At 64.9% G+C, this 24,904-nt stretch carries 23 protein-coding genes; 13 read left to right on the forward strand and 10 right to left on the reverse strand.

Going from position 1 to position 24,904, the window contains the following annotated elements; translation table 11 throughout:
* Positions 1-173: 173 nt before the first annotated feature.
* The gene (locus tag BGO62_RS14940) at positions 174-2,588 is read right to left on the reverse strand and encodes a hypothetical protein (protein ID WP_296643944.1); all 2,415 of its coding nucleotides are present in this window, start codon (positions 2,586-2,588) and stop codon (positions 174-176) included.
* A 231-nt stretch (positions 2,589-2,819) separates the two neighbouring features.
* On the opposite strand from BGO62_RS14940, the gene BGO62_RS14945 reads away from it, so the two are divergent.
* From BGO62_RS14945 to BGO62_RS14985, 9 genes are all read left to right on the forward strand, one after another.
* The gene (locus BGO62_RS14945) at positions 2,820-3,200 is read left to right on the forward strand and encodes a hypothetical protein (protein ID WP_296643946.1); all 381 of its coding nucleotides are present in this window, start codon (positions 2,820-2,822) and stop codon (positions 3,198-3,200) included.
* A 35-nt stretch (positions 3,201-3,235) separates the two neighbouring features.
* Positions 3,236-3,850 (forward strand): cold shock and DUF1294 domain-containing protein, encoded by a 615-nt coding sequence (locus BGO62_RS14950; protein ID WP_296643948.1) that lies wholly within the window; start codon positions 3,236-3,238, stop codon positions 3,848-3,850.
* Positions 3,847-4,695: a putative RNA methyltransferase gene (locus BGO62_RS14955; protein ID WP_296643950.1), complete on the forward strand. Its 849-nt coding sequence runs from the start codon at positions 3,847-3,849 to the stop codon at positions 4,693-4,695. Before BGO62_RS14950 ends, BGO62_RS14955 begins: the two co-directional genes overlap by 4 nt.
* 89 nt (positions 4,696-4,784) lie before the next feature.
* On the forward strand, positions 4,785-5,675 hold the full coding sequence (locus tag BGO62_RS14960; RefSeq protein ID WP_296643952.1) for a TauD/TfdA family dioxygenase: 891 nt from the start codon (positions 4,785-4,787) through the stop codon (positions 5,673-5,675).
* Between the two features lie 115 nt (positions 5,676-5,790).
* A complete protein-coding gene (locus BGO62_RS14965; protein WP_363924453.1) occupies positions 5,791-6,348 on the forward strand; it encodes a cytochrome b in 558 nt (185 codons plus the stop codon).
* 60 nt (positions 6,349-6,408) lie between these two features.
* Complete coding sequence (locus tag BGO62_RS14970) at positions 6,409-7,056, forward strand: class I SAM-dependent methyltransferase (protein WP_296643954.1); 648 nt, start codon at positions 6,409-6,411, stop codon at positions 7,054-7,056.
* A gap of 97 nt (positions 7,057-7,153) precedes the next feature.
* A complete protein-coding gene (locus tag BGO62_RS14975; protein WP_296643956.1) occupies positions 7,154-7,555 on the forward strand; it encodes a hypothetical protein in 402 nt (133 codons plus the stop codon).
* Between the two features lie 77 nt (positions 7,556-7,632).
* A complete protein-coding gene (locus tag BGO62_RS14980) occupies positions 7,633-8,730 on the forward strand; it encodes an FUSC family protein (RefSeq protein WP_296643958.1) in 1,098 nt (365 codons plus the stop codon).
* Between the two features lie 258 nt (positions 8,731-8,988).
* Complete coding sequence (locus tag BGO62_RS14985) at positions 8,989-10,125, forward strand: diguanylate cyclase (protein ID WP_296643960.1); 1,137 nt, start codon at positions 8,989-8,991, stop codon at positions 10,123-10,125.
* A gap of 12 nt (positions 10,126-10,137) precedes the next feature.
* Here BGO62_RS14985 and BGO62_RS14990 read toward each other — a convergent pair whose 3' ends face one another.
* The 3 genes from BGO62_RS14990 to BGO62_RS15000 are packed head-to-tail and all read right to left on the reverse strand — an operon-like array spanning position 10,138 to position 11,440.
* The gene (locus tag BGO62_RS14990) at positions 10,138-10,476 is read right to left on the reverse strand and encodes a DUF2173 family protein (RefSeq protein WP_296643961.1); all 339 of its coding nucleotides are present in this window, start codon (positions 10,474-10,476) and stop codon (positions 10,138-10,140) included.
* Between the two features lie 27 nt (positions 10,477-10,503).
* Positions 10,504-10,836 carry a DUF2173 family protein gene (locus BGO62_RS14995; RefSeq protein WP_296643962.1) on the reverse strand — a complete coding sequence of 111 codons (333 nt, stop codon included), beginning with the start codon at positions 10,834-10,836 and terminating at the stop codon, positions 10,504-10,506.
* Positions 10,820-11,440, reverse strand: a complete 621-nt coding sequence (locus tag BGO62_RS15000; RefSeq protein WP_296643964.1) for a DUF2173 family protein — start codon at positions 11,438-11,440, stop codon at positions 10,820-10,822. Before BGO62_RS15000 ends, BGO62_RS14995 begins: the two co-directional genes overlap by 17 nt.
* A 20-nt stretch (positions 11,441-11,460) precedes the next feature.
* On the opposite strand from BGO62_RS15000, the gene BGO62_RS15005 reads away from it, so the two are divergent.
* Positions 11,461-12,252, forward strand: a complete 792-nt coding sequence (locus BGO62_RS15005) for a glutathione S-transferase family protein (RefSeq protein ID WP_296643966.1) — start codon at positions 11,461-11,463, stop codon at positions 12,250-12,252.
* Between the two features lie 77 nt (positions 12,253-12,329).
* Here BGO62_RS15005 and BGO62_RS15010 read toward each other — a convergent pair whose 3' ends face one another.
* The 6 genes from BGO62_RS15010 to BGO62_RS15035 form a co-directional block, all read right to left on the reverse strand.
* On the reverse strand, positions 12,330-12,536 hold the full coding sequence (locus tag BGO62_RS15010; RefSeq protein WP_296643968.1) for a hypothetical protein: 207 nt from the start codon (positions 12,534-12,536) through the stop codon (positions 12,330-12,332).
* A 107-nt stretch (positions 12,537-12,643) separates the two neighbouring features.
* Positions 12,644-13,816 (reverse strand): cyclopropane fatty acyl phospholipid synthase, encoded by a 1,173-nt coding sequence (gene cfa / locus BGO62_RS15015; RefSeq protein ID WP_296643969.1) that lies wholly within the window; start codon positions 13,814-13,816, stop codon positions 12,644-12,646.
* Between the two features lie 333 nt (positions 13,817-14,149).
* Entirely contained in the window at positions 14,150-15,625 is a 1,476-nt protein-coding gene (gene ppx, locus BGO62_RS15020; RefSeq protein WP_296643971.1) for an exopolyphosphatase, read from the reverse strand.
* Positions 15,622-16,860, reverse strand: coding sequence for a spore maturation protein (locus tag BGO62_RS15025; RefSeq protein WP_296643973.1), 1,239 nt, complete (start codon positions 16,858-16,860; stop codon positions 15,622-15,624). Before BGO62_RS15025 ends, ppx begins: the two co-directional genes overlap by 4 nt.
* A 6-nt stretch (positions 16,861-16,866) precedes the next feature.
* On the reverse strand, positions 16,867-17,784 hold the full coding sequence (locus BGO62_RS15030) for a CobD/CbiB family protein (protein ID WP_296643974.1): 918 nt from the start codon (positions 17,782-17,784) through the stop codon (positions 16,867-16,869).
* Entirely contained in the window at positions 17,784-18,311 is a 528-nt protein-coding gene (locus BGO62_RS15035; protein ID WP_296643975.1) for a hypothetical protein, read from the reverse strand. Before BGO62_RS15035 ends, BGO62_RS15030 begins: the two co-directional genes overlap by 1 nt.
* Positions 18,312-18,544: 233 nt before the next feature.
* Between BGO62_RS15035 and BGO62_RS15040 the strand changes: the two genes are divergently transcribed.
* The 3 genes from BGO62_RS15040 to BGO62_RS15050 form a co-directional block, all read left to right on the forward strand.
* Positions 18,545-22,414 carry an EAL domain-containing protein gene (locus BGO62_RS15040; protein WP_296643976.1) on the forward strand — a complete coding sequence of 1,290 codons (3,870 nt, stop codon included), beginning with the start codon at positions 18,545-18,547 and terminating at the stop codon, positions 22,412-22,414.
* A gap of 66 nt (positions 22,415-22,480) precedes the next feature.
* Positions 22,481-23,443: an MBL fold metallo-hydrolase gene (locus BGO62_RS15045; RefSeq protein ID WP_296643978.1), complete on the forward strand. Its 963-nt coding sequence runs from the start codon at positions 22,481-22,483 to the stop codon at positions 23,441-23,443.
* A 128-nt stretch (positions 23,444-23,571) separates the two neighbouring features.
* On the forward strand, positions 23,572-24,904 hold a 1,333-nt coding region (locus tag BGO62_RS15050), incomplete at its 3' end, for a response regulator (RefSeq protein ID WP_296643980.1).

A 24,904-nucleotide genomic window follows, 5' to 3' on the forward strand; every position in this document is an offset into this window, starting at 1 on the left:
GATACCGTCTTGAATCGCAACCCCGTTCATAGCGAAATTTGCATCAAACGGCTTTCCTGATTTCACTAACAATAGGGTCAGATTCCATTTTCCCAGGCTCTCGTAGCGAATCCCCCAGTTGGCCCTTGCCACAGATGCGCTCTGCCCAGCGACCGCGGCAATGGCCGCAGCCCTCACCGCCTGCCTTTGCAGTAGACAAAGACCTGGGTCGGATTGCAGTAGAAAGTGCCGCGTCCCGGAACATGGTTGACGCCCAGGCTCTCCGGAACATCGCGGTTGGGGGCGTCGCGGTCGGTGGGATGGATGCCGAAGCCGCAGCCGTAAGCGCGGTAGCCCGCCACCATGCCGAGGTCGCGGACGTTGTTGCCCCCGCAGGCCTGACGCACGGCCACGTTGCCGGACTGGGTGTCGAGCACACCGCTCATGTTTTGCAGCGGCCCTCTGCACAGCCATGCCTTGCCGCCGTTCTGGGGCGGGGCGCATAGGGTGATGCCCTCCCGGTAGGCAACCGGCCGGTTGCGCGCTTCTTCCTCCTGCCGCTTCAGCGCCTCTTCCAGCTGCTTGCTGCGCGCGAGCGCTGCCTCGTCCGCGCGCTGCCGCTGGGCGATTTCTTCCCGCCGGCGGCGCTCGGCGTCGGCTTCCTGCTGCCGTTTGCGCTCGGCCTCGGCGGCTTCGCGGCGACGGGCTTCTTCCGCACGCCGCTGTTGCTGCTGCTGTGCCAGCTGCTGGGCCTCGACATTGCGCTGCGTCGCTTGCTGCGGTTGCGGTGTCTGCTGCTGGGCGCGCTGCTGCCGCTCGAAATCCTGTTGCGCCTGCAATTGGCGCACCCGCTCCATGTCGGCGGCACGCCGGCGCTCCTCTGCGGCGGCCCGCTGACGGTCCTCTGCTGCGGCTTGCTGACGCAAGGCTTCGGCAGCGCGCTCGCGCTCCCGCTGCCAGCGTTGGCGATCGGCCTCGGCTTGCTGCTTCAGGGTTTCGTTGGTGGCGACCAGCGCCGAGTTCACCGCCGTCAACGCAGTGTTGAAGGCCTCGCGCCGTTCCCGCTTTCTCTGCTGTTCCTCGCGCTCGCGTTGCGCTTTGGCTTCCTTTGCCGCGGCGATCAGGCGCGGGGTTTCGTCGTTGCTCACCATGACCATGCTGCCCGTGTAAGCACCGTCCGAGTACTCGAAGCCGCCGTCGGCCGTCCTGGCAAAGGACATGCGCCATCCAAATAGGCCTTTGGTTTCCAGCGTGATCGAGCGATCGCCGTCAAGGGTGACGTCGGCTTTCCATGAGCCCCACAGGCTGGGTTCTGCGTACAGCTTCCCTGTCTCGGGGGATCGTGCGACGTGATGTGTTTCCACGTGGTCAGCGGCAAGACTGTGCGTACGCACGTACATCGCATCTCCCGGCACGATCCAGTCGAAGCTCATGAGGCGCTTGTATTTGTCGTCGACCAGCCGCCAGTGCTTACCTGCAAGATCCGCGTAGGCGCCCCAGGTTTCGCCTGGTCGCCGTCCATCGCCACGCGGCGCGTCATCGCTCCCGGCGAGATACAGTGTCGTCCTCATGGCATTCCCCGGGGGGACGAAAAAATGCTCCAGGCGTGATGGGCTCGACAGAGACATGGTAAGCAGCCGCTGGTCCAGGATGAGCCCCGGCTTTAACAACTGGATTGAGCCATCCGCCCTGATTTTTCCCGTGAGCGTCCGCGTCCCCTCCACCTCTCTATCCAGGCTGAGGACGAGGCTGCCGGGTTTCTCTCCCCGCCGGATCGTCGCAACAAGCTGCTGCTGGCCTGCATATCCCCCTCGCTCCGCACCGTAGGTCCACGTCTCGACCAGTTCTTCACCCGGCTTGCTCCAGCGGATCGACACGTTGCTGGCGCCCCGCCAGTCCTTGCCCACGATGCTCGCGTAGACGCCCCAGTCCGCCGCCAGGGACGAAACCGGCTCGGCCGCGGCGACGGCGGGAGCAGTCCCGGGCGCCTGGCTTGCCTCTTCGGCTTTTTTCGCAGGGCTTGCGCTGATAGCTGCCGGCACCGATGGCGCATCGGTCGCGCCCCGGGAAGGTGCCTGCGCCGCAGCGGAGCCGGCGCCGGACTGGCCCTGGAAGCGCCAGACATCCTTGATGCCGGCCACTTCCGAGCCGTTCAGGCTGACGTAGTGCTGCTCCCACACGCCATCGCGCGGCGCCACTACGTGCATGGGCCATTTGAAGAAGCCGTTGCAGACGAACAGCACGCTGCCGTCAGGCCGCACCGTGCCGGTGCGGCTGGCGCAGACGCCGTTGGTCGCGGCAAGGCGCAACTCGCCGGGCTGATCGCCGCGGGTGATGACGTGCGTCATCGGCCGGGACTGGTTGTCGGTCGACTCCCAGCGCTCGATCAGCTCGACTCCGACTTCGCGCCACTTGACCGTGATCCGCCAGTTGGCCCCGAAGTTGTCGCCCTGGCGGTTGCCGCCGCGCCAGCTCGTTCCCGCCAGGCTGGCGTAGACGCCCCATTCCTGCGGGCTTGCGAGCGGCGCCTCGGCGTATGCCGGAGCTGCGAGGGCGAGCCATCCGAAAGTCAGCAGGGAGAGGTATCGGATCGCCTGATTCTTCTTCATGGATACGAATATTCGTTGTTCATTGTGCCAGCGCGAGTATAGGGCGGAACCGCGCAGCCGCGGCCGGGGCATGATGCAGGCGGATCTCGCCAGGAGCCGGTTCCCCTGCCCCTTCGCATGAGACGCCGGGAAGCCGCAGGTTTCCGCGCCATGCGTTCACGGCCTTCCTTTTAGCCGGCACCTCGGGCTTCCACCCAAAAACCACCGGGCGCCGCGGTAAACTGCAGCCGCATGAAAACCCTCTATGCCCTGATCGAATCCCCCTTCCCGCCCGATTTCAGCGCGCTGTACCAGGAGCTCGGCATCGCCGCCGAGCGTTTCAGTTCGGCCCGCAATCTCCACCGCGCGCTGCAGAAGCAGCCGCCCGATTTCTTCGTCGGCGAGTTCGTCTACGGCTGGGGCAACAACTACGCCGGCGCGAACGTCTCCAACCTGGACGTCACGATCCGCACCCTGCAGCGCTTTGCGCCGCAGGCGAAGGTGATCGTGTTCATGCATCCGCGCGAAGCAGACCATATCGGCAAGCTGCTGGAGCTGTTTCCCGTTCATGCCGTGCTGAGCTATCCGGTGTCGGAGCAGGCGATGCGGGCTGCCCTGCAAACGCCGACGTGAGCCCGGAATTTGTCCAAAATCTCAGGTAAATAGTCGTGCGCTATCAGGGAAAAATTACTGACTGGAAGGATGACAAGGGATTCGGATTCATCACGCCAAACGATGGTAACCAACGCGTCTTCGTTCATATCAAGTCATTCTCGAGCCGGCAGCAACGGCCTGTAGGAAATGAAATCGTGACCTACGAACTCCGGCACGATGCCAAGGGTCGGCCGCAAGCCGAACGCATCGCCTTCGTCGGCAAGCGGGGAGCCCCGGCCAGCCCGTCCGGCCAGGACAATGCGCCGCTCATTCTGACTGCGGCGTTTCTTGTCTTTGTCGCGGGATCGGTCTTTGCCGGGAGATTGCCGATTGCAGTCGCAGGACTCTATATGGTTGCCAGCCTTGTCGCATTTATCGCGTATGCGCTCGACAAGTCGGCTGCAAGAAACGACCAGTGGCGCACCCAGGAAAGCACCCTGCATCTTTTTGCTCTGGCAGGTGGCTGGCCGGGTGCTTTGGCTGCACAAAGACTGCTTCGCCACAAGTCAAGGAAACAATCTTTTCAATTCGTGTTCTGGGTCACAGTCGTTCTCAATTGCTGTGCCCTTGCCTGGTTCTACTCAAGCTCAGGCGCCGAGGTGCTGCATTCCATGCTGGGCACGACATGAGCATCGCCCCGTTCCAGGCGCTGGCCTGCCCGCTGGACGGCCTGCCCTTGCAGTCCAATGGTGCCGCCTGGCGCTGCGCGTCCGGCCACAGCTTCGACATCGCCAGCCAGGGCTACACGAACCTGTTGCCGGTGCAGCACAAGCGCTCGCGCGATCCCGGCGACAGCAAGGAGATGGTCGCGGCGCGGCGGCGTTTTCTCACGGCCGGCTTTTACCAGCCGATTGCGGATGCGGTGAGCCGGGCGGCGCTGGCCGACCTGCCTGCTGGCCTTGCGAGCGGCTGCCTCGATGCCGGCTGCGGCGAGGGCTACTACCTGCGCCAGCTGGCCACGGCGGTCTCCGATCAACAAACCTTGGCGCTGCTGGGGCTGGATATTTCCAAGTGGGCGGTGCTGGCGGCGGCGAAGCAGGACAGGCGTCCCAGCTGGGTGGTGGGAACCAACGCCAAGCTGCCGGTGCTGCCGGGCACGCTGGATCGGGTGCTGTGCCTGTTCGGCTTCCCGGTGTATGCGGAATTTGCGCGGGTGCTGAAGCCGGGCGGGTTGCTGCTGCAGGTCGATGCCGGACCCGACCATCTGCGCGAACTGCGCGAGATCATCTACCCCAGCCTGAAGCCGGAACGCCCGGCCAAGATGCAAACCCCGGCAGGCTTCAGTCGCCGGCCGACGGAAGCGCTGCGTTTCCCGATCGAACTGACCAGTGCCGAGCAGATCGCCGACCTGCTGGCGATGACGCCGCATCTCTTCCGCGCCAGCGCCGAGGGCCGCGCGGCAGCCGCGGCGCTGACGACGCTGTCGCTCAGCGTGGATGTAAGCCTGACCTGCTTCGAACGGGACTTGGGCTAGCAAGCAAAGGGGAGCGCGCTGGCCTCGTTTCTTGTTTTCATACTAAGATATGCAACTCCGAATATCTCCTGCTTGCCGCGACCTGACACATGAAGCGATGGAACCTGAAATACCCGCGTCGATTCGATCTCGGCTCGGACGAGGATTACCTGAGATGGCGCGACGAGAAGCTGGCGGCCTATCCCAGGAATATCGGCGAGCTGGTCGTCGAACTGGGCGACATGACCGCGCCGACCCCTGCCGAGAAGAGCCGGATCATGGAAACTGTGGAACGGGCCAACATGTGCGTTTACACGGCCGGGGCCGCCGAACTGGAAATGGCTTCCCTGCTGGCCCTGGGCAGGCAGCTCGGCGTCAGTCGCACCGACAAGTCGGCGCGCCACGCGCAGTCCGACGAGCTGACCGATTCGGGCATCCTCAACCGGGCCGTGCCGTTCTCCACGCGGCACTGCAACTGGCACACCGACGCCACGTATTACGGATCGGACAAGCCCATCCAGGCGCTGTTCCTGCTGTGCAAGCGCCCCGCGGTCGAAGGCGGCAGTAACAAGGTCCTGGACCACGAAGTGCTCTACATTCACCTGAGGGACACGTATCCCGGCGCCCTCGAGGTCTTGATGAACAGGGACTGCTTCAATTACCGCAACCCCGCCACCGGCGAGATCGACCCGCACCGCGGCGGGAAGGTTTTCTGGAGCAACGCCGACGGCCATCTGTGCCACCGTTTTTCCTTCAGGAAAACGGACATGGCCTGGTCCGGGGACGCCGACGTCGCCGCCGCCAGGAAAGCGCTGGAGTTGCTGATTTCAGGCGAGCCGGCGCAGGTCATCGAAGGCCGGCTGGAATCCGGAATGGGCCTGATTTCGAACAACGTGCTGCATACCCGGGAAAAGCTGGTGGACAGCGACGACGCCGCGCAAAAGCGGCTGCTCTTCCGCGCCCGCTTCCATGACAGGGTCGATCCCGACTGCCCGGCTTGAGCGGGCAGATCTTCGGGCAACCCGCTTCGTCCGGCGTCTTCGCCGCATTCTTTCCTTAAGGAATCCCTAAGGATCGTGCGCAATGCTGCGCCTGTCGATCTTACATAAAGGGAAAATGATGCTCGCGAACCGGAAGTCCACTGCCAGCCGCTACCGCGCTCCTTCCATCGGTCTCCACTGGCTGATGCTGCTGCTATTCGTCGCCGTGTACGGAAGCATCGAATTGCGGCAATTGTTCGAAAAAGGCAGCGATCCCCGCGAGGCGCTGAAGACCTGGCACTTCATGCTCGGCATGCTGGCGTTCGCGCTGGCCTGGCTGCGGCTGGCGGCGCGCCTGTCCGGCCCTGCGCCCGCCATCCGTCCGGAGCCGCCGGGACTGCAACGCCTGTCTTCCGGGCTGCTGCATCTGGCGCTGTACGTGCTGATGATCGGCATGCCGCTGACCGGCTGGCTGGTGCTCAGCGCCGCCGGCAAGCCGATTCCTTTCTTCGGTCTGGAACTGCCGGCGCTGATCGGCGAAAACAAGGTTCTCGCAAAGCAGATCAAGCAGCTGCATGAAACAGTCGGCACCCTAGGCTATGTCCTCATCAGCCTGCATGTGGTGGCCGCCTTGTATCATCACTACATCAAGCGCGACGACACGCTGATGCGCATGCTTCCCGGGCGGGATTAGGCCCGCTCGCGGCAGACCGCGGTGAACGCAAATATCGGGAACCGCGTTTATCATTCGCTCATGACCAGCAATCAACCGATCAGGCTCGACGCCGCGCATTTCGACAACAAGGCCCGCCAATGGGACGAAAACCCGGTATTCCAGGAGCGCGGGCAAAAGATCGCCCAGGCCATCCGGGAAAGCGTGCCCTTGCATCGCCGCATGAGCGCCCTCGACTACGGCTGCGGAACCGGCCTGCTTTCCTTCCCGCTCAGGGACGCGCTCGGCGCGATCCTGCTGGCGGACAGTTCGCGCGGCATGCTCGACGTGGTGGCTGAAAAGATCGCCGCGCAGGGGGCCGGCAACATGAAGCCGCTGAAGCTGGACCTGCTCGCCGACCCGCCGCCGGCGCAGCGCTTCGACCTCATCGTCACCTCGATGACGCTGCACCACGTGCCGGACACCGACCACATCCTGCGCGTCTTCCACGACCTGCTGCAGCCCGGCGGCTATCTGTGCATCGCCGACCTGGACCGGGAAGACGGCTCGTTTCACGGCCCGGCGGTCGACGTGCACCATGGCTTCGACCGCGCCGACCTGAGCCAGCGCGCCGCGCAGGCCGGTTTTTCCGGCATGCAGTTCCAGACCGTGTTCAGCATCACCAAGGAAAACGCGGGCGCGGCGCGGGACTATCCGGTGTTCTTGATGACGGCACGGCGCGCGGCATAGCGGGCACCGCGGCGCCCGCTTGCCACGCGGCGACGCGGGCGTTTATTCTCGTTGCCTTGCAACAAGGCAGCGGGGGTTGCCGATGGGCCTCGAATACATGTTTTTCGACGCGGCGCTGCGCGACCGTTTCATGAAGTTCGCAGCGGGGCACGGCATCGCCAGCACGATGCGACCGGACACGATCGCGGGCTTTGTCGTCGAGCTGCCGGACGGACTGGCCGCCGAACGGCAGGAGGCCGTCGAGGCCGAGTACGAATCGATCATGCACGAACAGATGCTGCGCGCCGAAGCGGACGCGGAGCTGGTCGGTCACCACGCTGCCGGCGTCACGGTGACGCTGGCGGACGGCACGACCCGCAGCGTGCGCATTCCCCCGCCGATTGCGCGCCGCCTTCTCGAGCATTTCACCCCCGGTGAAGTCCACGAAATCGCCAGCGCCATTGCGCAAGGCCTCGAAAACCCGATCGACGGGCCGCTCTGCCGCAAGCCATCCGAATAACGGCGCCGGCGCGTAGATAAACAAACGGAACGAACGGGTCCGGGCTGGCCCGGTTTTCCTTCACAAGATGAGCATCCATGACGCACACCGGCAGATGGGCTGAATTGAAGAATCTGCTGCGCGCGGAGTGGCGCCAGCTGACGACTGTCAATCCCAGCGACCGGCTGTGGCAGATGCCGTTCGCCGCAGCGCTGGCGGCGGGCCTGCCGTTGCTGATCGGCGCCTATTTCGGGCGCCTGGACTACGGTTTGATCTCGTCGCTCGGCGGGCTGGCGTTTCTGTATCTGCCGCAAACGCCGCTGTATCACCGCATGCTGACGATCATGGTGTGCGCGTTCGCCATGGCGGCGTGCTACACGCTGGGGGTGCTCAGCCAGTTTTCCCCGCTGCTGATGATGCCGATGCTCGTCTTCACCAGCATACTGGTCACGATGGTGTGCCGGTTCTACGCCCTCGGCATGCCGGGCAGCTTCTTCTTCATCATGGCGGCGGCCATCGGGGCGTATTCGCCGCTGGAGGCATCGCAGGTACCGCAGGCGGTGGGTCTGCTCAGCATGGGTTCCCTGCTGGCCTGCCTGATCGCGTTGTTCTACAGCCTGCTGACCCTGCGCCTGCAGGCCCCCAAGCCGGTGTCGCCCCTGCCGCCGGCCAGCTTCGATTTCGTGGTGTTCGACTCGGTCGTGATCGGCGTGTTCGTCGGCATTTCGCTGGCCCTGGCGCAGCTGTTGCAGCTGGAGAACGCCTACTGGGTGCCGGTGAGTTGCGTGGCGGTCATCCAGGGGGCTTCGCTGCGCGCGGTATGGAACAAGCAGTTTCAGCGCATCCTGGGCACCGGCATCGGCCTGCTGCTGTCCTGGGGCCTGTTTCTGCTGCCGCTGGACCCATGGGGGCTCGCCTTCACCATGATGGCGCTGACCTTCGTGGTCGAGATGGCGGTGGTGCGGCACTATGCCTTTGCCGCCATATTCATCACCCCGCTGACGATCCTGCTGGCGGAAGCCGCCACGCTGGGGCATGCGCCGCCGACCGTCCTGATCCAGGCAAGGTTTTTCGATACGGTTCTGGGAAGCCTGGTGGGGCTGGCCGGCGGCATCTGCCTGCACAGCCCGCGCTTTCGCGAGGTGGTGGGCCGCCGGATGCGGCGCCTGCTGCCGTCCCGCATCGCGCGGTCATGAACGGGCCGAACCGGCCCGGCTTTCCTTCCGGCGCTCCGCACCCTCGGGCGCCATGCATGCGTACCATTTGCCTATTGCAGCCGCGCTGCCGCAAGCGGAACCTCGTCGACGGCCTGCCCTGCCGGCTGCGCGCGTGTCCGAACCCGGCGAGACGCCGACTCAAACCGCGGCGATCTGGCCATTCACAGGCGGAAAAATTTCGCGTTGCGCTAGACTGCGCCCCGCAACCGGACAACAAAACACAAGCAAGCATCGCACATGAACCCGCCGTCAATCGTCTTATTCATTTCGTTTTTCGTGGCGCTGGCGATGAGCGGGATTCTGCTGGTCATTGCGCGGACTTATCCCAAAACCATTCGCGGCCTGCGCGAATGGAGCGTGGCCGCGCTCGTCATCGCGCTGTGCTTTCCGCTCTTCATCGCGCGAGACCGCATCCCGGATCTGTTCAGCATCGTGCTGGCCAACCTGATGCTTTTGATTGCCCTCATGGTGATGAACCTCGGCACCCGAAAGTTTTCGGGGACGCCGCCGAGATTCGGCCGCGCACAGCTGATCCTGTTCGTGTCTGCGCACGTCGCCTTGTTTGCCTGGTTCACCTACGTTCAGCCCGATATCCGGGTGCGCATTGCGACCCAGGCTTTGTTCACGCTGGTCGTCATTGTCGACCAGCTGATTCGTGTCCTGAAGGCATTGCCCGGAACCTTGGGACGTCATGTGCTGGTCTTCTCGCTGGCCATCATGATCGGGTCGCGAGTCATGCGCCTGGGCGCCCTGGCCCTCGGCTTCGATCCGCCTGCCGACCTTTTCGACACCTCGGCCGCGCAGCTTGTCTATATCGCGATACCCGCCATCACGATTCCGCTCGGAACGATCGGTTGCATCATGCTCGCTTCCGAAAAGCTGCGGCAGGACCTCGAATTCATCAGCCGCCACGATGGCTTGACCCAGTGCCTCAACAAGAACGCGGCCATTGAAGAACTCCAGCGGGAAACCGCCCGTGCCACGCGCCATGGCGGCAAGCTGTCGGTCATGCTGTTTGATCTGGACAACTTCAAGGACATCAACGACACGCACGGCCATCTCGAAGGCGACAGGATCCTGGTCGACTTCTCGAAGAAGACCAAAGCCTCGCTCAGGGGATCGGACCAGCTCACGCGTTTCGGCGGGGACGAATTCATGGCCATACTCCCCGACACCGATCTTGAACAAGCCTTGCTTGTTGCGAACCGCTTCCATGAAGCGGGCAGGCAAAGCCAGCCCATTGCCTGGTCGGTCAGCATCGGCATTTCGGAATGGCTGGACGAGGACGACTCCGTGGATGCCCTGTTGAGCAGGGCGGACCAGGCCCTGTACAAGTCCAAGGCGCTGGGCCGCAATCGAACGCAGGCCGCCTAAGCGCCGGCCGGCTTATGTCCCGGACGCTTCCGCCAGGCCGCGGAACACTTCGTTGAAAGACGCCTCGCGATTGCGAACAAAACAGGCCACTTCCGCGACTGCGCAAACGGACAGTTCGTCGCCCATCATCATCCAGCCCCGCGGCGGCCAGCCTCCGGTTCCGGAAAGGGTCATGAGCATATCGCTGCCATGGTGCATGATGCGGCCATTCGCGTAACACAGCTCGGCCGCCAGTTGCAGGTCGAGCTGATCCAGGTGGCCGGCCGCCTCTGCGAGCGTCCCATCGTCATGGAAACGCAGCGCGGCAACGACACCCTTGAGCACCGACAGGCTCTCCAAATCCGACAACATGCCATTCTCCTTTTGCGGGCGCCGGGTTCAGGCGGCGGCATTGAAGCGCCGGTAAGCCGCGTCGTAATCGAAGTCCTTGCCGTGCGCCAGAACCGCATTGCCGTTCATGCCCATCACCACGTGATCCAGCGTCATGAAGGCAAAACCGCGTTCGGGCAGGAACCCCTGCTGACCCGTCAATTTCGTCCACCCCGTGGCCTGCATCCGGTAGATCGCCATGTTGGCGGCGCACATCTGCGCAACAAGCTCCGCAAAATCCCGCTCCAGATCGCCGCGCATTTGCCCCAGTTCGCCGGTGCAGGAAAATTCGATCGCGCCATGCACCCCTGGCAAGGACATCAACTCATCCAAGATCGGCATTTGGCTCTCCTTCCCCGCCCGGTTTGATTGGTTCAGTACCCGCCGACGCCGTCATGGCCCCGACCACCTGATTGAATGAAACCTGCCCTCCCTGCACGACGCACAGGCTGTCGTGAATCGCGACGATGGACATTTCAGGCCCCCACGTCACCCAGCCGTAGCAACCATCCCATCCCGCTTGATCGGCCAGGCGGCCCAGCAGGCGGCCCTGCATTTCCATGGTCAGCGTAATGGCCGCGCACAGGTTCGCCATTTCTGCCGCTTCGGCCTGGTTCAACGTCCCTTCGAACTCTTCCAGGAAACCCTTTCGGGAGAAGAGGCCGGCGGCCACAGTGCCGGGCAGTTTCACCAACTCGGATGTTCTCGACATGCCGCCTCCGCAAAATATCCAGACCTGAAGGAAAGTATAGGAAGGAATGAATATTTTTCCCCGGCGCCCCAAGGCCGCGGACTTTTCAGGGCCGGGGAACGACGGCCATTTCTGGCTGAAGTTCTGGGCGCCGGGTAGAATCGTTTCGCCAGCGGTGCCCGTCGATGGAATGCCCATCCGCATTCCCGGCAATGCGGGCACAAGATTGCATTCGATCCAGCCAACCCCAGCCAACCTCTCCTCACGCCGCAACCATGAGCCGTCCGACCGTCTATCACATCCCCGTCTGCCCTTTTTGCCAGCGACTCGACATCCTGCTGACGCTGAAAGGCCGCCGGGACGAAGTCGACTTCAAGACGATCGACATCACCCGCCCGCGGCCCGACTGGCTGCTGAAAAAAACCCGCGGCACGACGGCGCTGCCGGTGCTGGAAACCGCCGACGGGCGCATCATCAAGGAAAGCCTGGTGATTCTGCAGTACCTTGAGGACATTTACCCGGAGCGCCCGGTTGCCCAGCGCGATCCCTACCGGCGCGCGGTGGAGGACATGCTGACGCGGATGGATGGCGATTTTTTCTCCCTCGGCTACGGCTGGCTGATGAACCAGGATCCCGCGCGCCGCGAAGCGCTGCGGGAAGGCATGCTGAAGCAGTATGCGCAGCTGGACGATTTTCTGCTGGAGCATGCGCCTGCCGGCCCGTTTCTGTTCGAGGAATTCGGCTGGGCGGAAACCGTGTTCACGCCGTTCTTCCAGCGTTTCTGGCTTCTGGAGTATTACGAAAGCTTCGAGTTGCCCGGCGATGATCGATACGCGCGCGTGCGCCAGTGGATCGAGGCCTGCGTCGCGCATCCGGCTGCGCAGCAGGTTACCCGGGAAGAAGTGGTCAAGCTTTACTACGACTACGCCAAGGGGGCGGGCAACGGTGCGTTGCTTCCTGGCCGCAGGCAGTCGTCCTTTGCGTTCGAACCCGACTGGCGCGGCCGGCCATGGCCGCCGCAGGACAAGTACCGTCACAGCGCAACCGACCTTGAATTGGGCCTGTGACCCGACGCCCCGATTCGGCGCGTCCGCAGACGCACACCGCGTATCCGGGCGAATTATCGCGGCTTCGCGTCAGCCGCTCATGTCCGGGAAGGATCCGGCATGGCCGCCTCCCCGGCGGAGTCATTGGGCTGATCGATCGGCACGGCCATGCTCGCCGGATACTTGCGCCCGTCGATGGCGGTGAACGTCTCATCCCTGGTCAGACTGCCGTACACCAGCCAGGGGGTGCCTTGATTGAGCGTCTGTCCCTCGGCGAGGCGGAGGTAATGGGTAGGAAGCTTCATGCGCCCCCTCCTTTCTTGATCTGCATTGAATTGCGCCGCCGCCTGGAGGCGTCGCGGCTCCGGTTGCGCCGGGCCGGAGCGCGCTGGCGTGTGGTTTCCCCTGCGCCTCAGCGCACCGAGCGGTAGACCAGCTGCCTTTCCGTCTTGCTCAGGACCAGCTGCCAGAGTTGTCCCTGGCGTGAGCGGAAGAAGCCCGCACAGCTCATCAGGTAGTATTTCCACATGCGGTAAAAACGTTCGCCGTATTTTTCCTGTAGGCCGGGCCAGGCCTGCTCGAAGTTGTCCCACCAGGCCATCAGGGTGCGGTCGTAGTCGGGGCCGAAGTTATGCCAATCCTCGATCAGGAAGCGGCGTTCCAGGACCGACGCAATCTCTTTGGCCGACGGCAGCTTGCCGTTCGGGAAAATGTATTTGTCGATCCACGCGTCGGTCTTGGGCGAGGTGACGGAGTTGCCGATGGTGTGCAGCAGGAACAGGCCGTCATCCTTGAGCGCGCGATGGACCGTATCGAAATAGGTCGCGTAGTTTTTCGGGCCGACATGTTCGAACATGCCGACCGAGACGACCTTGTCGAATTTTTCAGCGAGGTCCCGGTAGTCCATCAACTCGATCGCCACCGGCAGGCCGGCGCAGCGCTTGCGGGCCAGTTTCTGCTGCTCTTTCGAGACGGTGATGCCGACCACCTCGACGCCGTAGTGCTGCGCGGCGAAATGCGCCAGCCCGCCCCATCCGCAGCCGATTTCCAGCAGGCGTTCGCCGGGCTGCAATTCCAGCTTGCGGCAGATCATGTCGAGTTTTTTCTGTTGCGCGTCCGCCAGCCCGCTTGCGTTATGCCAATAGCCGCAGGAGTAGCTCATGCTGGGATCGAGCATGGCCTCGAACACGTCGTTGCCGATGTCGTAGTGCTGCTCCCCCACCTGGAAGGCGCGCTGGCTGGATTGGAGATTGAACAGGCTGTGGCGCAGGATTTCGCCCAGCAGGCGCAGCCGCGACCAGTTGTCGATTTTTTCTTCGGCTTGGCTGCTCAGCAGGCGCTGGAACAGCTGGTCCAGGCGGTCGCATTCCCACATCCCGTCCATATAGGCCTCGCCGAAACCGAGCGAGCCTTTCGTCAGGACGAGCCGGTAGACATCGTCGTCGAATACCTGGATATCCCAAGGGGCATCGCCGTTGATCGAAACGCCGGCTTCGGCCGTGAGCTCGCGGAGGATCGCAGGCGAGTCCTGCGGGGCCAGGGTATTTCCCGCTGGTTCAAGGACCAGGACGTCTTCTTTTTGCATCGATGGGCTCCCTTTTTCTGACAACCATGAAGGCGCCAGAGTAGGTATTCGGGAACTATTCGACAAACGATATTTTTGTATCTTATATATCGAATATGTCGATATATTTATATTTGGATTGGCGATCAGCGGCAGCGGATACAAAAAATCCAGCCGCCCTACTCATGGCCCGGCGAGCCATGCCCGTGGCCGATCGGCCCCGCTTGCGCGCTGCGTGGCATGTATGGAGGCGGCTCCTGCGCATGGGAGCAGGACAGGACAGAAAGCGGACAAACGCTGCGGTTGAGCCGGGCTATCGATACGCCGGATGCTTGATTGCGGATGAACGGATTTTTAGCCGAACGCGTATTTCGTCCCCACCGCATGCCAATGCGCCGCCTCTTCCTCCAGTGCGCGCTGGGTCAGCGGACGGCGTTCCAGCCAGCCTGCGGGCAGGCCCAGACGGATGCGCTTGCTGCCGGCTTCGACGGTCGCATCGGTCAGATGCGGTTCGGCGCGGCTGCGGCACAGGATGACGGCCTGGCGCAGCAGCCACACCAGCAGGCGGTCGTTTTCCGGCACCACGCCGGTGGAGAACTCCGGCAGTTTGGCCAGCGCGCCGCGCTGGGCGCGCGCCAGCAGCGCCAGGCGCGCCTGCTCGGTGCGCGAGAAGCCGGGCATGTCGGCGTTTTCCAGGATGTAGCCGGAATGGCGATGGTAGCCGCCGTGCGACACCATGAGCCCGATTTCGTGCAGCCGCGCGGCCCAGTCGAGAAAGCGCGCGTCGTTTTCATCGCTGCCGCCGCTGGCTGCCAGCAGTTTCAGCGCCACCTGCTTGACGCGTTCGGCCTGCCGGGTGTCGATGTGGTAGCGGCGCATGAATTCGTCCACCGTCACCTCGCGCATGTCCTGCTTGTGGAAGCGGCCCAGCAGGTCGTACAGGATGCCTTCGCGCATGGCGGTTTCGGCAACGTCCATCCGCTCGATTCCGAGTTCGGCGAACAGCCCCGCCATGATGGCAAAGCCGCCGGCGATCACCGGGCGGCGGTCGCGCGACAGGCCGGGCAGATCGAGCGCGTCGACATGCCCTGCCTTGATCAATTGGCAGCGCAGCCGGGCGAGGCCGTCGGCGGTGATGCCGCATGCCGCCCAGCCGCTCTGCTCGATAATTTCGCGCAACGCGCGCGCGGTGCCGCTGGAGCCCACCGCCTGCTGCCAGTTGCCCCTGGAAAACTCCCGGGCGATGCGCTCGACCTCGACGCGCGCGCTCATCTCGGCGGCCTTCAGCGCGGCCTTGTCGATGACGCCGCCGGCAAAGAAACGCTGCGAGAAATTGACGCAGCCCATGTGCAGGCTTTCGCGCTCGTGCGGCTTCAGGCCATGGCCGATGATGACTTCGGTGGAGCCGCCGCCGATATCGACCACCAGCCGCCGGTCGGGCGAGGCCGGCAGCGAATGCGCGACGCCGAGATAGATCAGCCGCGCCTCCTCGCGCCCGGCGACGATCTCGATCGGATGGCCGAGCGCGGCCTCGGCCCGCGGAAGAAACCGCTCGGCATTCCTGGCGACGCGCAGGGACGAAGTGCCGACGCAGCGCACCGCGCCCGGCGACAGCCCGCGCAGGCGCTCGCCGAAACGCTGCAGGCAGGCCAGCGCGCGCGCCTGCGTCGCCTCGTCGAGCAGCTTGTCCTCGCCGAGGCCGCCGGCCAGGCGCACGGTTTCCTTCAGCGAATCGAGCGGATACAGCTGGTCGCCGGCCACCCGCGCCACTTCCAGGCGGAACGAGTTGGAGCCGAGATCGACCGCGGCGAGGGTATCGTAGGTCTTCATGCAACTGCGCCAAAGAAGAGGTAGGCCATGCCGATGGCAGCGAGAATGCCGGCGACGTCGGCGATCAGCCCGCAGGCGACCGCGTGGCGCACCCGGCGGACGCCGACCGCGCCGAAGTACACCGCCAGCACGTAGAAGGTGGTCTCGGTGCTGCCCTGCACGATGGAGGCGAGCCGGCCGGCGAACGAATCCGCGCCGTGGACCTGCATGGTGTCGATCATCATGGCACGCGCGCCGCTGCCGGAAAACGGCTTCATCAGCGCGGTGGGCAGCGCCTCGACCCAGCGCGCGTCGAAGCCCAGCGCCAGCACCGCGCCGCGCATCCCGCCCATCAGCAGGTCGAGCGCGCCGCTGGCGCGGAACACGGCGATCGCCACCAGCATCGCGACAAGGTACGGAATGATGGTGACCGCCGTGTGAAAGCCCTCCTTGGCGCCCTCGACGAAGGCCTCGTAGGCGTTGACGCGGCGGCGCACTGCCATCAGCAGGAAGGTGGCGACAAGGCCGAACAGCAGCACGTTGCTCAGTATCGACGACTGCCGCGTCATCGCCGCGGCGTCGAGGCTGGAGAAGTATGCGACCAGGCCGCCGACTAGCGCGGTGGCGCCGCCCAGATACGCGAGCGTGACGCGGTTCCACAGGTGCAGTTTCTGGAACAGGCCGGTGACGAAGAGGCCGATCAGGGTGCCGATATACGTGGTGATCAAAAGCGGCACGAAGACATCGGTGGGGTCGGCGGCGCCGAGCTGCGCGCGGTAGGTGAAGATGGTGACCGGCAACAGGGTAACCGACGCGGTGTTGACCACCAGGAACAGGATTTGCGCATCGCTCGCGGTGTCGCTGGAAGGATTGAGCTTCTGCAGTTCCTGCATCGCCTTGATGCCGAGCGGCGTCGCCGCATTGTCCAGTCCCAGCATGTTGGCGCCCATGTTCATGGTCATCGCGCCGAGCGCGGGGTGGTTGGGCGGCACCTCGGGAAACAGCCGCCTGAACAGCGGCGCCAGGCCGCGCGTCAGCAACTCGAGCATGCCGGCACGCTCGCCGATCTTCATCACCCCCAGCCACAGCGCCATCACCCCGGTGAGGCCGAGCGCGATTTCAAACGCGGCCTTGCTGCTGTCGAACAGGGCCTTCACCAGCGCGGCGAAGATGTCGGCGTCGCCGAGAAAAACCAGCTTGAATGACGCAATCAGGAAGGCGGCGAGAAAGAAGCCGACCCATAACGCGTTGAGCATGGAGCCTTACGCCACCCAGCCTGCGATGACGATCAGCAGCCCCGCCACCAGCCAGATCACCAGGCCGCGCCAGATCATGCTGACCGCGCTGTCGATGTAGTCGGCATCGGCCGCCTGGCCGGTGCCGAGTTCGGGCCGCCAGACGGTGTCGCCCCCCACGCTGAGGCTCTGCCCCAGCCGCACCCCCATGGCGCCGGCGCCGGCAGCGAGCACCACGCCCTCTTCCGGCTCCGGCCAGGCGGCCGCCTGGGTGCGCCAGCAATAGGTGGCGTCCTCGAAATTGCCGGCGATGGCGTAGGTCAGCGCGGTCAGTCGCGCAGGCAACCAGTTGAGGACATGAAAGGCGCGCTGCGCATACGCGCCGAAGCGTCCCTGCGCCGCGGTCCAGCGCCGCGCCAGAATCGAGGCGGCACGGAACAGCACCGCGCCGGCCGGGCCCAGCGGCACCAGCAGCACGAACCAGAGCAGCACGCCGAACATCTGGCGGTGGCTCGCCGCCGTGACCTGCTCGATGGTGACCCGTGCCACTTCGTCGGCGCTGAAATGGCTGGCATCGCCGCCGCGCCAGGCGTCGAGGCGCGCGCGCGCGCCATCGAGATCGCCCGCGCGCAGCAGGCGCGCAATCTGCTCGGCGTCGTCGCTGTAATACTTGAACCCGAGGGTCAGATACAGCACGGCCACATTCCATACCCAGCCGAGGAACGGGCTGATGCTGTCGAGCGCGATGAAAATCAGCCACACCGCGACCAGCGGCGGCAGCACCGCCAGCGTCCAGGCGATGGCGCCGTGGCTGTACTCGCCTGCATTGAAGCGGCGCTCCAGCCACTGGGTGAAGCGGGAATAGTGCCGATAGTGCGGCAACGGCTGCCGCAGCGGACGCAGGTGTTCGAGAATGACGGCGGCGAGGACGGAGAAGAAAACCATCAGCGATTCATCTCCAGGGTAAAGGTGCCGATCCGGTTTGCCTGCCCCGCCGGGCGATACAGTTCGACCGTCGGCATGGCGATGGCCTGTCCACGCGGCGCCAGCGTGTCGGACAGCGCCTGGTAGGCCTTGGACGGCGCCAGCAGGACCGCCGCCTGCACCTGGGCCGCATAGACCGGGCGGCGTTCGATGCGGCCTTCCTTAAGCCCGTCGGGGATCGGGGCGGCATCGGCCAGGGTATAGCCCAGTTGCGCGCGCACCTTGCCGTTGGCGGCACGCGGATCGGTGAGGATCACGCTGATGGTGTCGCCCGCCGCCACCTTGGCAGCGGTGAATTTGTCCAGCGCCGTGCGCTGCGATTTGCGCATGTCGCTGATCGGGCCTTCGTAATCCAGATACGCGTAGCGATAAGGCCCGGCGTCGGTTTCCGTCACGCTGACGGCATTGAACCCGCCCCACCACCAGAACACCGCCAGCAGCGGCAATATGAACGCCAGCACAAACGCCGGCCACTGTTTCTTGAACACGCATGACCCCCTTCTTCCAGCGGACGAAGATACCACAGCCGCGCTGGCGCTTCGGCGCCGCGACGGGCCGGGTAGTTCAAGTTTGCGGGAAGCGTGGCCGTAAAGCCGATATTTACATCATCGATTCGCGTTCAGGCCTGCGTTCACCCCGGGGCGCGGCGCCGCCCGGCCGTCTCCAGGCATGAATGCCGGACGCTCGCTGCGCGCCCAGGGAAATCCGCCGACCGCTCCTTATGCACACGCCCGAAGCCTTTGACCTCCATCCACAGCCGATGTGGATTTACGACCTGGAAACCCTGCAGTTTCTGGCGGTGAACGATGCAGCGACGGCGTATTACGGCTATTCCCGCGCCGATTTTCTGGACCTGACAACCCGCGACATCGGCCCGGCCGAAGCTTCCCGCGCACGGCCTGAACCGGCCCGGCCTGCCGCCACCCGGCAGCAGGCCGGACAGACACCGCCGCTGCATCTCATCTCGCAGCCGTTGACGTTTCAGGGCCGCTCCGCCGAGATGGTGCTCGCGCTTGACGCCGGCGCGCAGGAGCGCGCCGCGATGCTCGCGGATTTCCGTGAAATCCTGCTGAAGATCGCCGGGCAGAGCGCCGGCGGACCCGGCGAACGCAATCAAGCCCGGCGGCAGTCCGAGCTGCTGGAAGCCGGCATTGCGCACCTGAACGATGTCGTTCTGATTGCCGAGGCCGGCCCCATCGACGATCCGGGCCTGCGCATCGCGTTCGTCAACGAGGCGTTTGAACGCCTCACCGGTTATCGGCGCGAGGACGTGCTGGGGAAATCGCCGCGTTTCCTGCAGGGTCCGCTGACCGACCCCGCCGAACTGGAGCGCATCCGCCAGGCGCTGGGGAAATGGCTGCCGCTGCGCAGCGAACTCGTCAACTACGCCAAAAGCGGCGAAGCCATCTGGATCGAGTTCGACATCGCCCCGGTTGCCGACGCCGCCGGCCGCTACACCCACTGGGTGGCGGCGGGGCGCGACATCACCGAGCGCAAGCAGGCCCAGCAGGCGCTGCATAAAAGCGAGCAGCGCTTCAAGAGCGTCGCCCGCACCACCACCGACACCATCTGGGATTGGGATCTGGTTTCCGATCGCATCTGGTGGAACGAAGGCATGCAAAGCGTGTTTGGCTACGCGCCCGCCGACCTGCCGGCGGACAGCCTCGCCTGGGCGCGCCGCATCCATCCGGATGACCATGAGCGCGTGGTGCAGGACATCCATCGGGCGATCGATTCGGGCGAGGCAAGCTGGTCTGCCGAATACCGCTTCCAGCATCGGGACGGCCGCTATGCCTATGTGCTGGATCGCGGCTCGGTGATTCGCGATCACAGCGGACGGGCGATCCGCATGATCGGCGGGATGGCCAATCTCACCACCCGCAAGGAAGCCGAACTGGAACTCGCCCGCCTCAACCGCGCGCTGCACGTACGCAGCGCCTGCAATGAAGCCCTGATTCGCGCCACCGATGAAAGCGAACTGCTGCACGAGATCTGCCGCATCGCCGTCGACGTGGGCGGCTATCGCATGGCCTGGGTGGGCTTTGCGCAAGCGGATGCCGCGCAATCGGTGCGCCCCATGGCCCATGCCGGCGATGGCGAACGCTATCTGCACGGCATCCAGCTCAGCTGGTCCGCAGACAAGGCGACCGGGCGCGGCCCGGTGGGGCGGGCCTTGCGCAGCGGGGAGGTCGTGATCATCGAGGATCTGACGCGCGACCCCGGCTTCCAGCCGTGGCTCGATGCCGCATTGCGCCACGGCTATCGCAGCCTGGTGGTGCTGCCGCTGCACGATGCGCAGCGCACCTATGGAGTTTTCGCCCTGTTCGCGCCCGAAGTGGCCCGCATCGGCGCCGACGAAATGCGCCTGCTGCAGGAATTGACCGACGACCTCGCTTTCGGCATCGCCATGCTGCGCAGCCGCCGCGAGCAGGACCGGATTCAGGCCACCGTGATCAAGATTGCCGCCGGCGTCTCCGCCAGCACCGGCACGGCATTTTTCGAGGAGCTGGTGATCAACATGGCCGATGCGCTGGGGGCCACCGCCGGATTCATCGCCTGTTTCCAGCCCGGCACGCTGCATTCGGCATGCACCAAGGTGGCGGTCGTCGCTGGCCGGCTGATTCCCAACTTCGAATACAAGCTGGCCGGCACGCCCTGCGAAGCGCTGACGGATACCGTCAATCACGTCATTCCCTGCAGGCTGGATGAGCACTATCCCGACGCACCCTCGATCGGCCTGCTGGATGCGCAGGCCTATGTCGGGCATCGCCTCGACGATTCGGCCGGCCAGCCGATCGGGCAGCTGTTCGTGCTGTACAGCCATCCCCTGCAGGACACGGCCTTCATCGCCTCGACGCTGCAGATCTTCGCCACCCGGGTGGCCTCGGAGCTCGAACGCCAGAGCGCCGATGCGCATATCCGCCAGCAGGCCTCGCTGCTGGACAAGGCACAGGATGCCATCATGGTGCGCAGCCTCGACGGCCTTGTCCGCTACTGGAACAAGGGCGCCGAACGCTTGTATGGCTGGACGCGCGACGAAGTCATCGGCCGCTCGATCGAACCCCTGTTGTACGACGACCCGGCGGTTTTTCGCGAAAACACCCGCAAGGTAGCGGAGCAGGGCGAATGGAGCGGCGAAATCGCCCAGCGGAAAAAGGGCGGTGACGCGCTCATCGTCGAGGCGCATTGGACCCTGCTGCGCGACGAGAATCAGCTGCCCGACGCCATCCTGGCAATCAACACCAACATCACCGAACGCAAGGCCGCCGAGCACAAAATCCAGCACCTGGCGTTCTACGACCACCTGACCGGCCTGCCCAACCGCCAACTGCTACGCGACCGACTGCAGCATGCGCTGGCGGTCGAAGCGGGCCGCAAGACGGTGGGGGCGCTGCTGTTCATCGACGTCGACAACTTCAAGACCCTGAACGATACGCTGGGCCACGCCATCGGCGATCTGCTGCTGCAGCAGGTCGCCCAGCGCCTGCAGCACTGCCTGCGCCAGGGCGACACCCTGGCGCGCCTGGGCGGCGACGAGTTCGTGATCGTGCTGGAAAACCTGGCCGCCACACCGCACCAGGCGATGGCGCTTGCCACCCAGGTCGGCGAAAACATCCTGGCCGGCTTCAAGTCCCCCTTCCAGCTGGCCGGTTACGCGCACCACTGCACGTCAAGCATCGGCATCTCGCTCCTGAACGACCAGCCGGCCTCTCTCGACGAACTGCTGCAGCGCGCCGATCTCGCCATGTACCAGGCCAAGGCCCACGGCCGCAATACCCTGCGTTTTTTTGACCCGGCCATGCAGGCGCTGGTCGCGGCCCGGGCCGAGCTGGAAGCCGATTTGCGCGACGCCCTGCAACGACAGGCGTTCGAACTGCATTATCAGGCGCAGGTCGACAGCCTGGGGCGCATCTGCGGCGCCGAAGCCCTGTTGCGCTGGCAGCATCCCGCGCGCGGCTGGATGCCCCCCGTATCCTTCATTCCCCTGGCCGAGGAAACCGGCCTGATCCTGCCGCTCGGGCTCTGGGTGCTGGAAACCGCCTGCGCGCAGCTGACGGCCTGGGCGGCCCTGCCCTACATGGCGGACCTCGGCGTAGCGGTGAATGTCAGCGCGCGGCAGTTCCGCCAGCCGGATTTCGTCGCCCAGGTACTGCAGGTGCTCGACCGCAGCGGCGCCGACCCGCGCCGGCTCAAACTCGAGCTGACCGAAAGCCTGCTGGTGGACAACATGGACGAAACCATCGTCAAGATGAGTGCGCTGAAGGCGCGCGGCATCGGCTTCGCGCTCGACGACTTCGGTACCGGCTATTCCTCGCTTGCCTACCTGAAGCGGCTGCCGCTGGACGAGATCAAGATCGACCAGTCGTTTGTGCGCGACGTGCTGACCGACCCCAACGATGCCTCCATCACGCGCAGCATCATCGCCCTGGGGCAGAGCCTGAATCTGGCCGTGGTGGCCGAGGGCGTGGAAACCGATGCGCAATACGCCTTCCTGGCCGAGCACCACTGCCATACCTACCAGGGCTACCTGTTCAGCAAGCCGCAGCCGGCGGCAATCTTCGAAGCCTGGGTGCTGAAACAGCGCTGCTGACGCGGCTTCCGGGCCGGTCCGGTGGAACGGAATGTCTATAATGCAGCTCACTGTCGGGAGCCTGCCATGATCCTTCGCCTGTTCGCCCTGCTGTCGCTGATCCTGCTGCCTGCCGCTCACGCGGCGCAGCCCGCCGACATAACGGAGGCGACCGTGCCGATGAAAGCGGTGCGTCTGGGCGCTCACAGCTACTTCGTGCAGGGCCTGCCCGGCGCGGCGTCCAGCGAAAACCAGGGCTTCATGTCAAACGCCGGATTCGTCGTCACGCGCGACGGCGTGGTCGTGTTCGACGCGCTGGCATCGCCGCCGCTGGCCGAGAAACTCGTCGGCCTGATCCGCAAGGTCACCAAGCAGCCGATCAGGCGGGTGATCGTCAGCCACTACCACGCCGACCATTTCTACGGCCTGCAGGTATTCAAGGCGCTGGGCGCCGAAATCTGGGCGCACCGCGCCGCCGAAGGTGCCACCCGCAGCGAGGGCGCCGCCGCGCGCCTCGCCCAGCGCAAGGAAGTGCTGTTCCCGTGGGTGGACGAGCATACCCGGCTGCTGGAGGCCGACCGTTTCCTGGAAGGCGACACCGATTTCGAGATGGGCGGGCTGCACTTCGCCCTGCGCCACGTCGGCCCGGCCCACTCCAGCGAGGACATGGCGATGCTGGTCCGGGAAGACCGCGTGCTGTACGCCGGCGACCTGGTGTTTCGCGGCCGCGTGCCGTTTGTCGGCGACGCCGACAGCCGCGCCTGGATCGCCGCGCTGGACAAACTCATCGCCCTGAAGCCCCGCGTCCTGATACCCGGCCACGGCGCGCCCTCGCGCGTCCCGCGCACCGACCTCGTCTTTACCCGCGACTATCTGCAGTTTTTGCGCGCCCGCATGGGCCAGGCTGCACGCGATCTCGTTCCCTTCGATGAAGCCTACGAGCAAACCGACTGGTCGAAATACCGTTCCATGCCGGCTTTCAACGAAGCCAACCGCACCAATGCCTACAACCAGTATTTGCGCCTGGAGCAGGAAGGCGCCGGGGAATAGGCAACCCGCGTGCCCGGGCAAGCGCATGGATTTGCCGCGCCCGGGCTGCACCGCCCGTTGCGCAAACCGCTTCATAAAGCGGAATAATGGACGTTAATAAGGAAATTGACTAAACCTTATCGACCCGCATGCTCTGCTCCCCGGAAGAACTCCTGCAAAAAAACCTGGCCTTGTCGAGCACATGGCAGCGCTACCGGGTGGCACCGAGCTTCGAGAGCTTCGTCGAGCTGGCGGTATCGATCAACAGCTTCACCGAGTTCCTGATCGACAAGGGCATCACGGCCCTGCACCACGCCAGCCATCAGCTGGAACAGGTGGCGCTGGCGCTGTTCCATGCGGACGTGGCGCATCCGCTGCCGCACGCCGCGCTGGACGACCTCAACGAACGCATCCTCGCGCTGGGCCGCATGACGCAGACCCATGCCACGGCCAGTGCCGGCCCGGACGGACGGCTCCATGACCCGCAGCATGCCGCCGCCGAGACCATGCGGATGGGCCAGACCTGGCTGATCGGGCAGGATCCGGCGGAGTGGCAGGCGCTGCAGGCGCAGCTCGGCTATTTCGGCATGGCCGCGGAGTTCATCGGCTGGCAACAGCCCTTGCCGGACCAGACTGGCGGCGCCCCCCTGCTGCTGCTCGATCTGGGCAGCCTGCCCGAAGCCGAGTGGCACGACCGGATCCAGGCGCTGCGGCAACGGTTTGCGATGGGCCGGCTGATCTGCCTCGGGGTGCGTTCCGATTTCGAGCAGCTGCAACAGGCCCTGCGGAGCGGCTGCGATAGCTGCCTGATGGCAGGCACGCCCGCGCACGCCATCGTCGAGCACATCATGGAACTGAACGAGCGGCAGGAACAGGAAGCGTACCGCGTCCTGATCGTGGAGGACTCCAGGACAGCCAGCCACCTGATCCGGCGCACGCTGGCGGAAAACCAGATCGTCTCCGAGATCGTCAACGATCCGCGCCAGACGCTGAACATGCTCAAGCAGTTCAATCCGGATCTGATCCTGATGGACATGTACATGCCGAACTGCACCGGCGTCGAAGTCGCACGCATCATTCGCCAGCACGACGAATTCCTCAGCACGCCCATCGTCTACCTGTCCGGCGAGACCAACGTCGCGCTGCAGGTCGACGCGATGCGGCTGGGCGGCGACCATTTCCTCACCAAGCCGTTCAACCCGGTGTTTCTCAACGCCATCGTCAAGAGCAAGATCGAGCGTTACCGCGCGCTGCGCCGCACCATGTACCACGACAGCCTGACCGGCCTGCTCAACCACTCCAGCGGCAAGCACATGCTCGACATGCTGCTGTCGGGGGTGGCGCACGAAGGCGGCTTCCTGTCGGTGGTGATGATGGACATCGACCATTTCAAGCAGGTCAACGACACCTACGGCCATCCGGTCGGCGACCAGGTCATCCGCAGCCTGTCGTGGCTGCTCAAGCAGCGCCTGCGCAAGCACG

This window comes from Thiobacillus sp. 65-1402, assembly GCF_001897685.1.
Taxonomy (GTDB): domain Bacteria; phylum Pseudomonadota; class Gammaproteobacteria; order Burkholderiales; family Thiobacillaceae; genus Thiobacillus.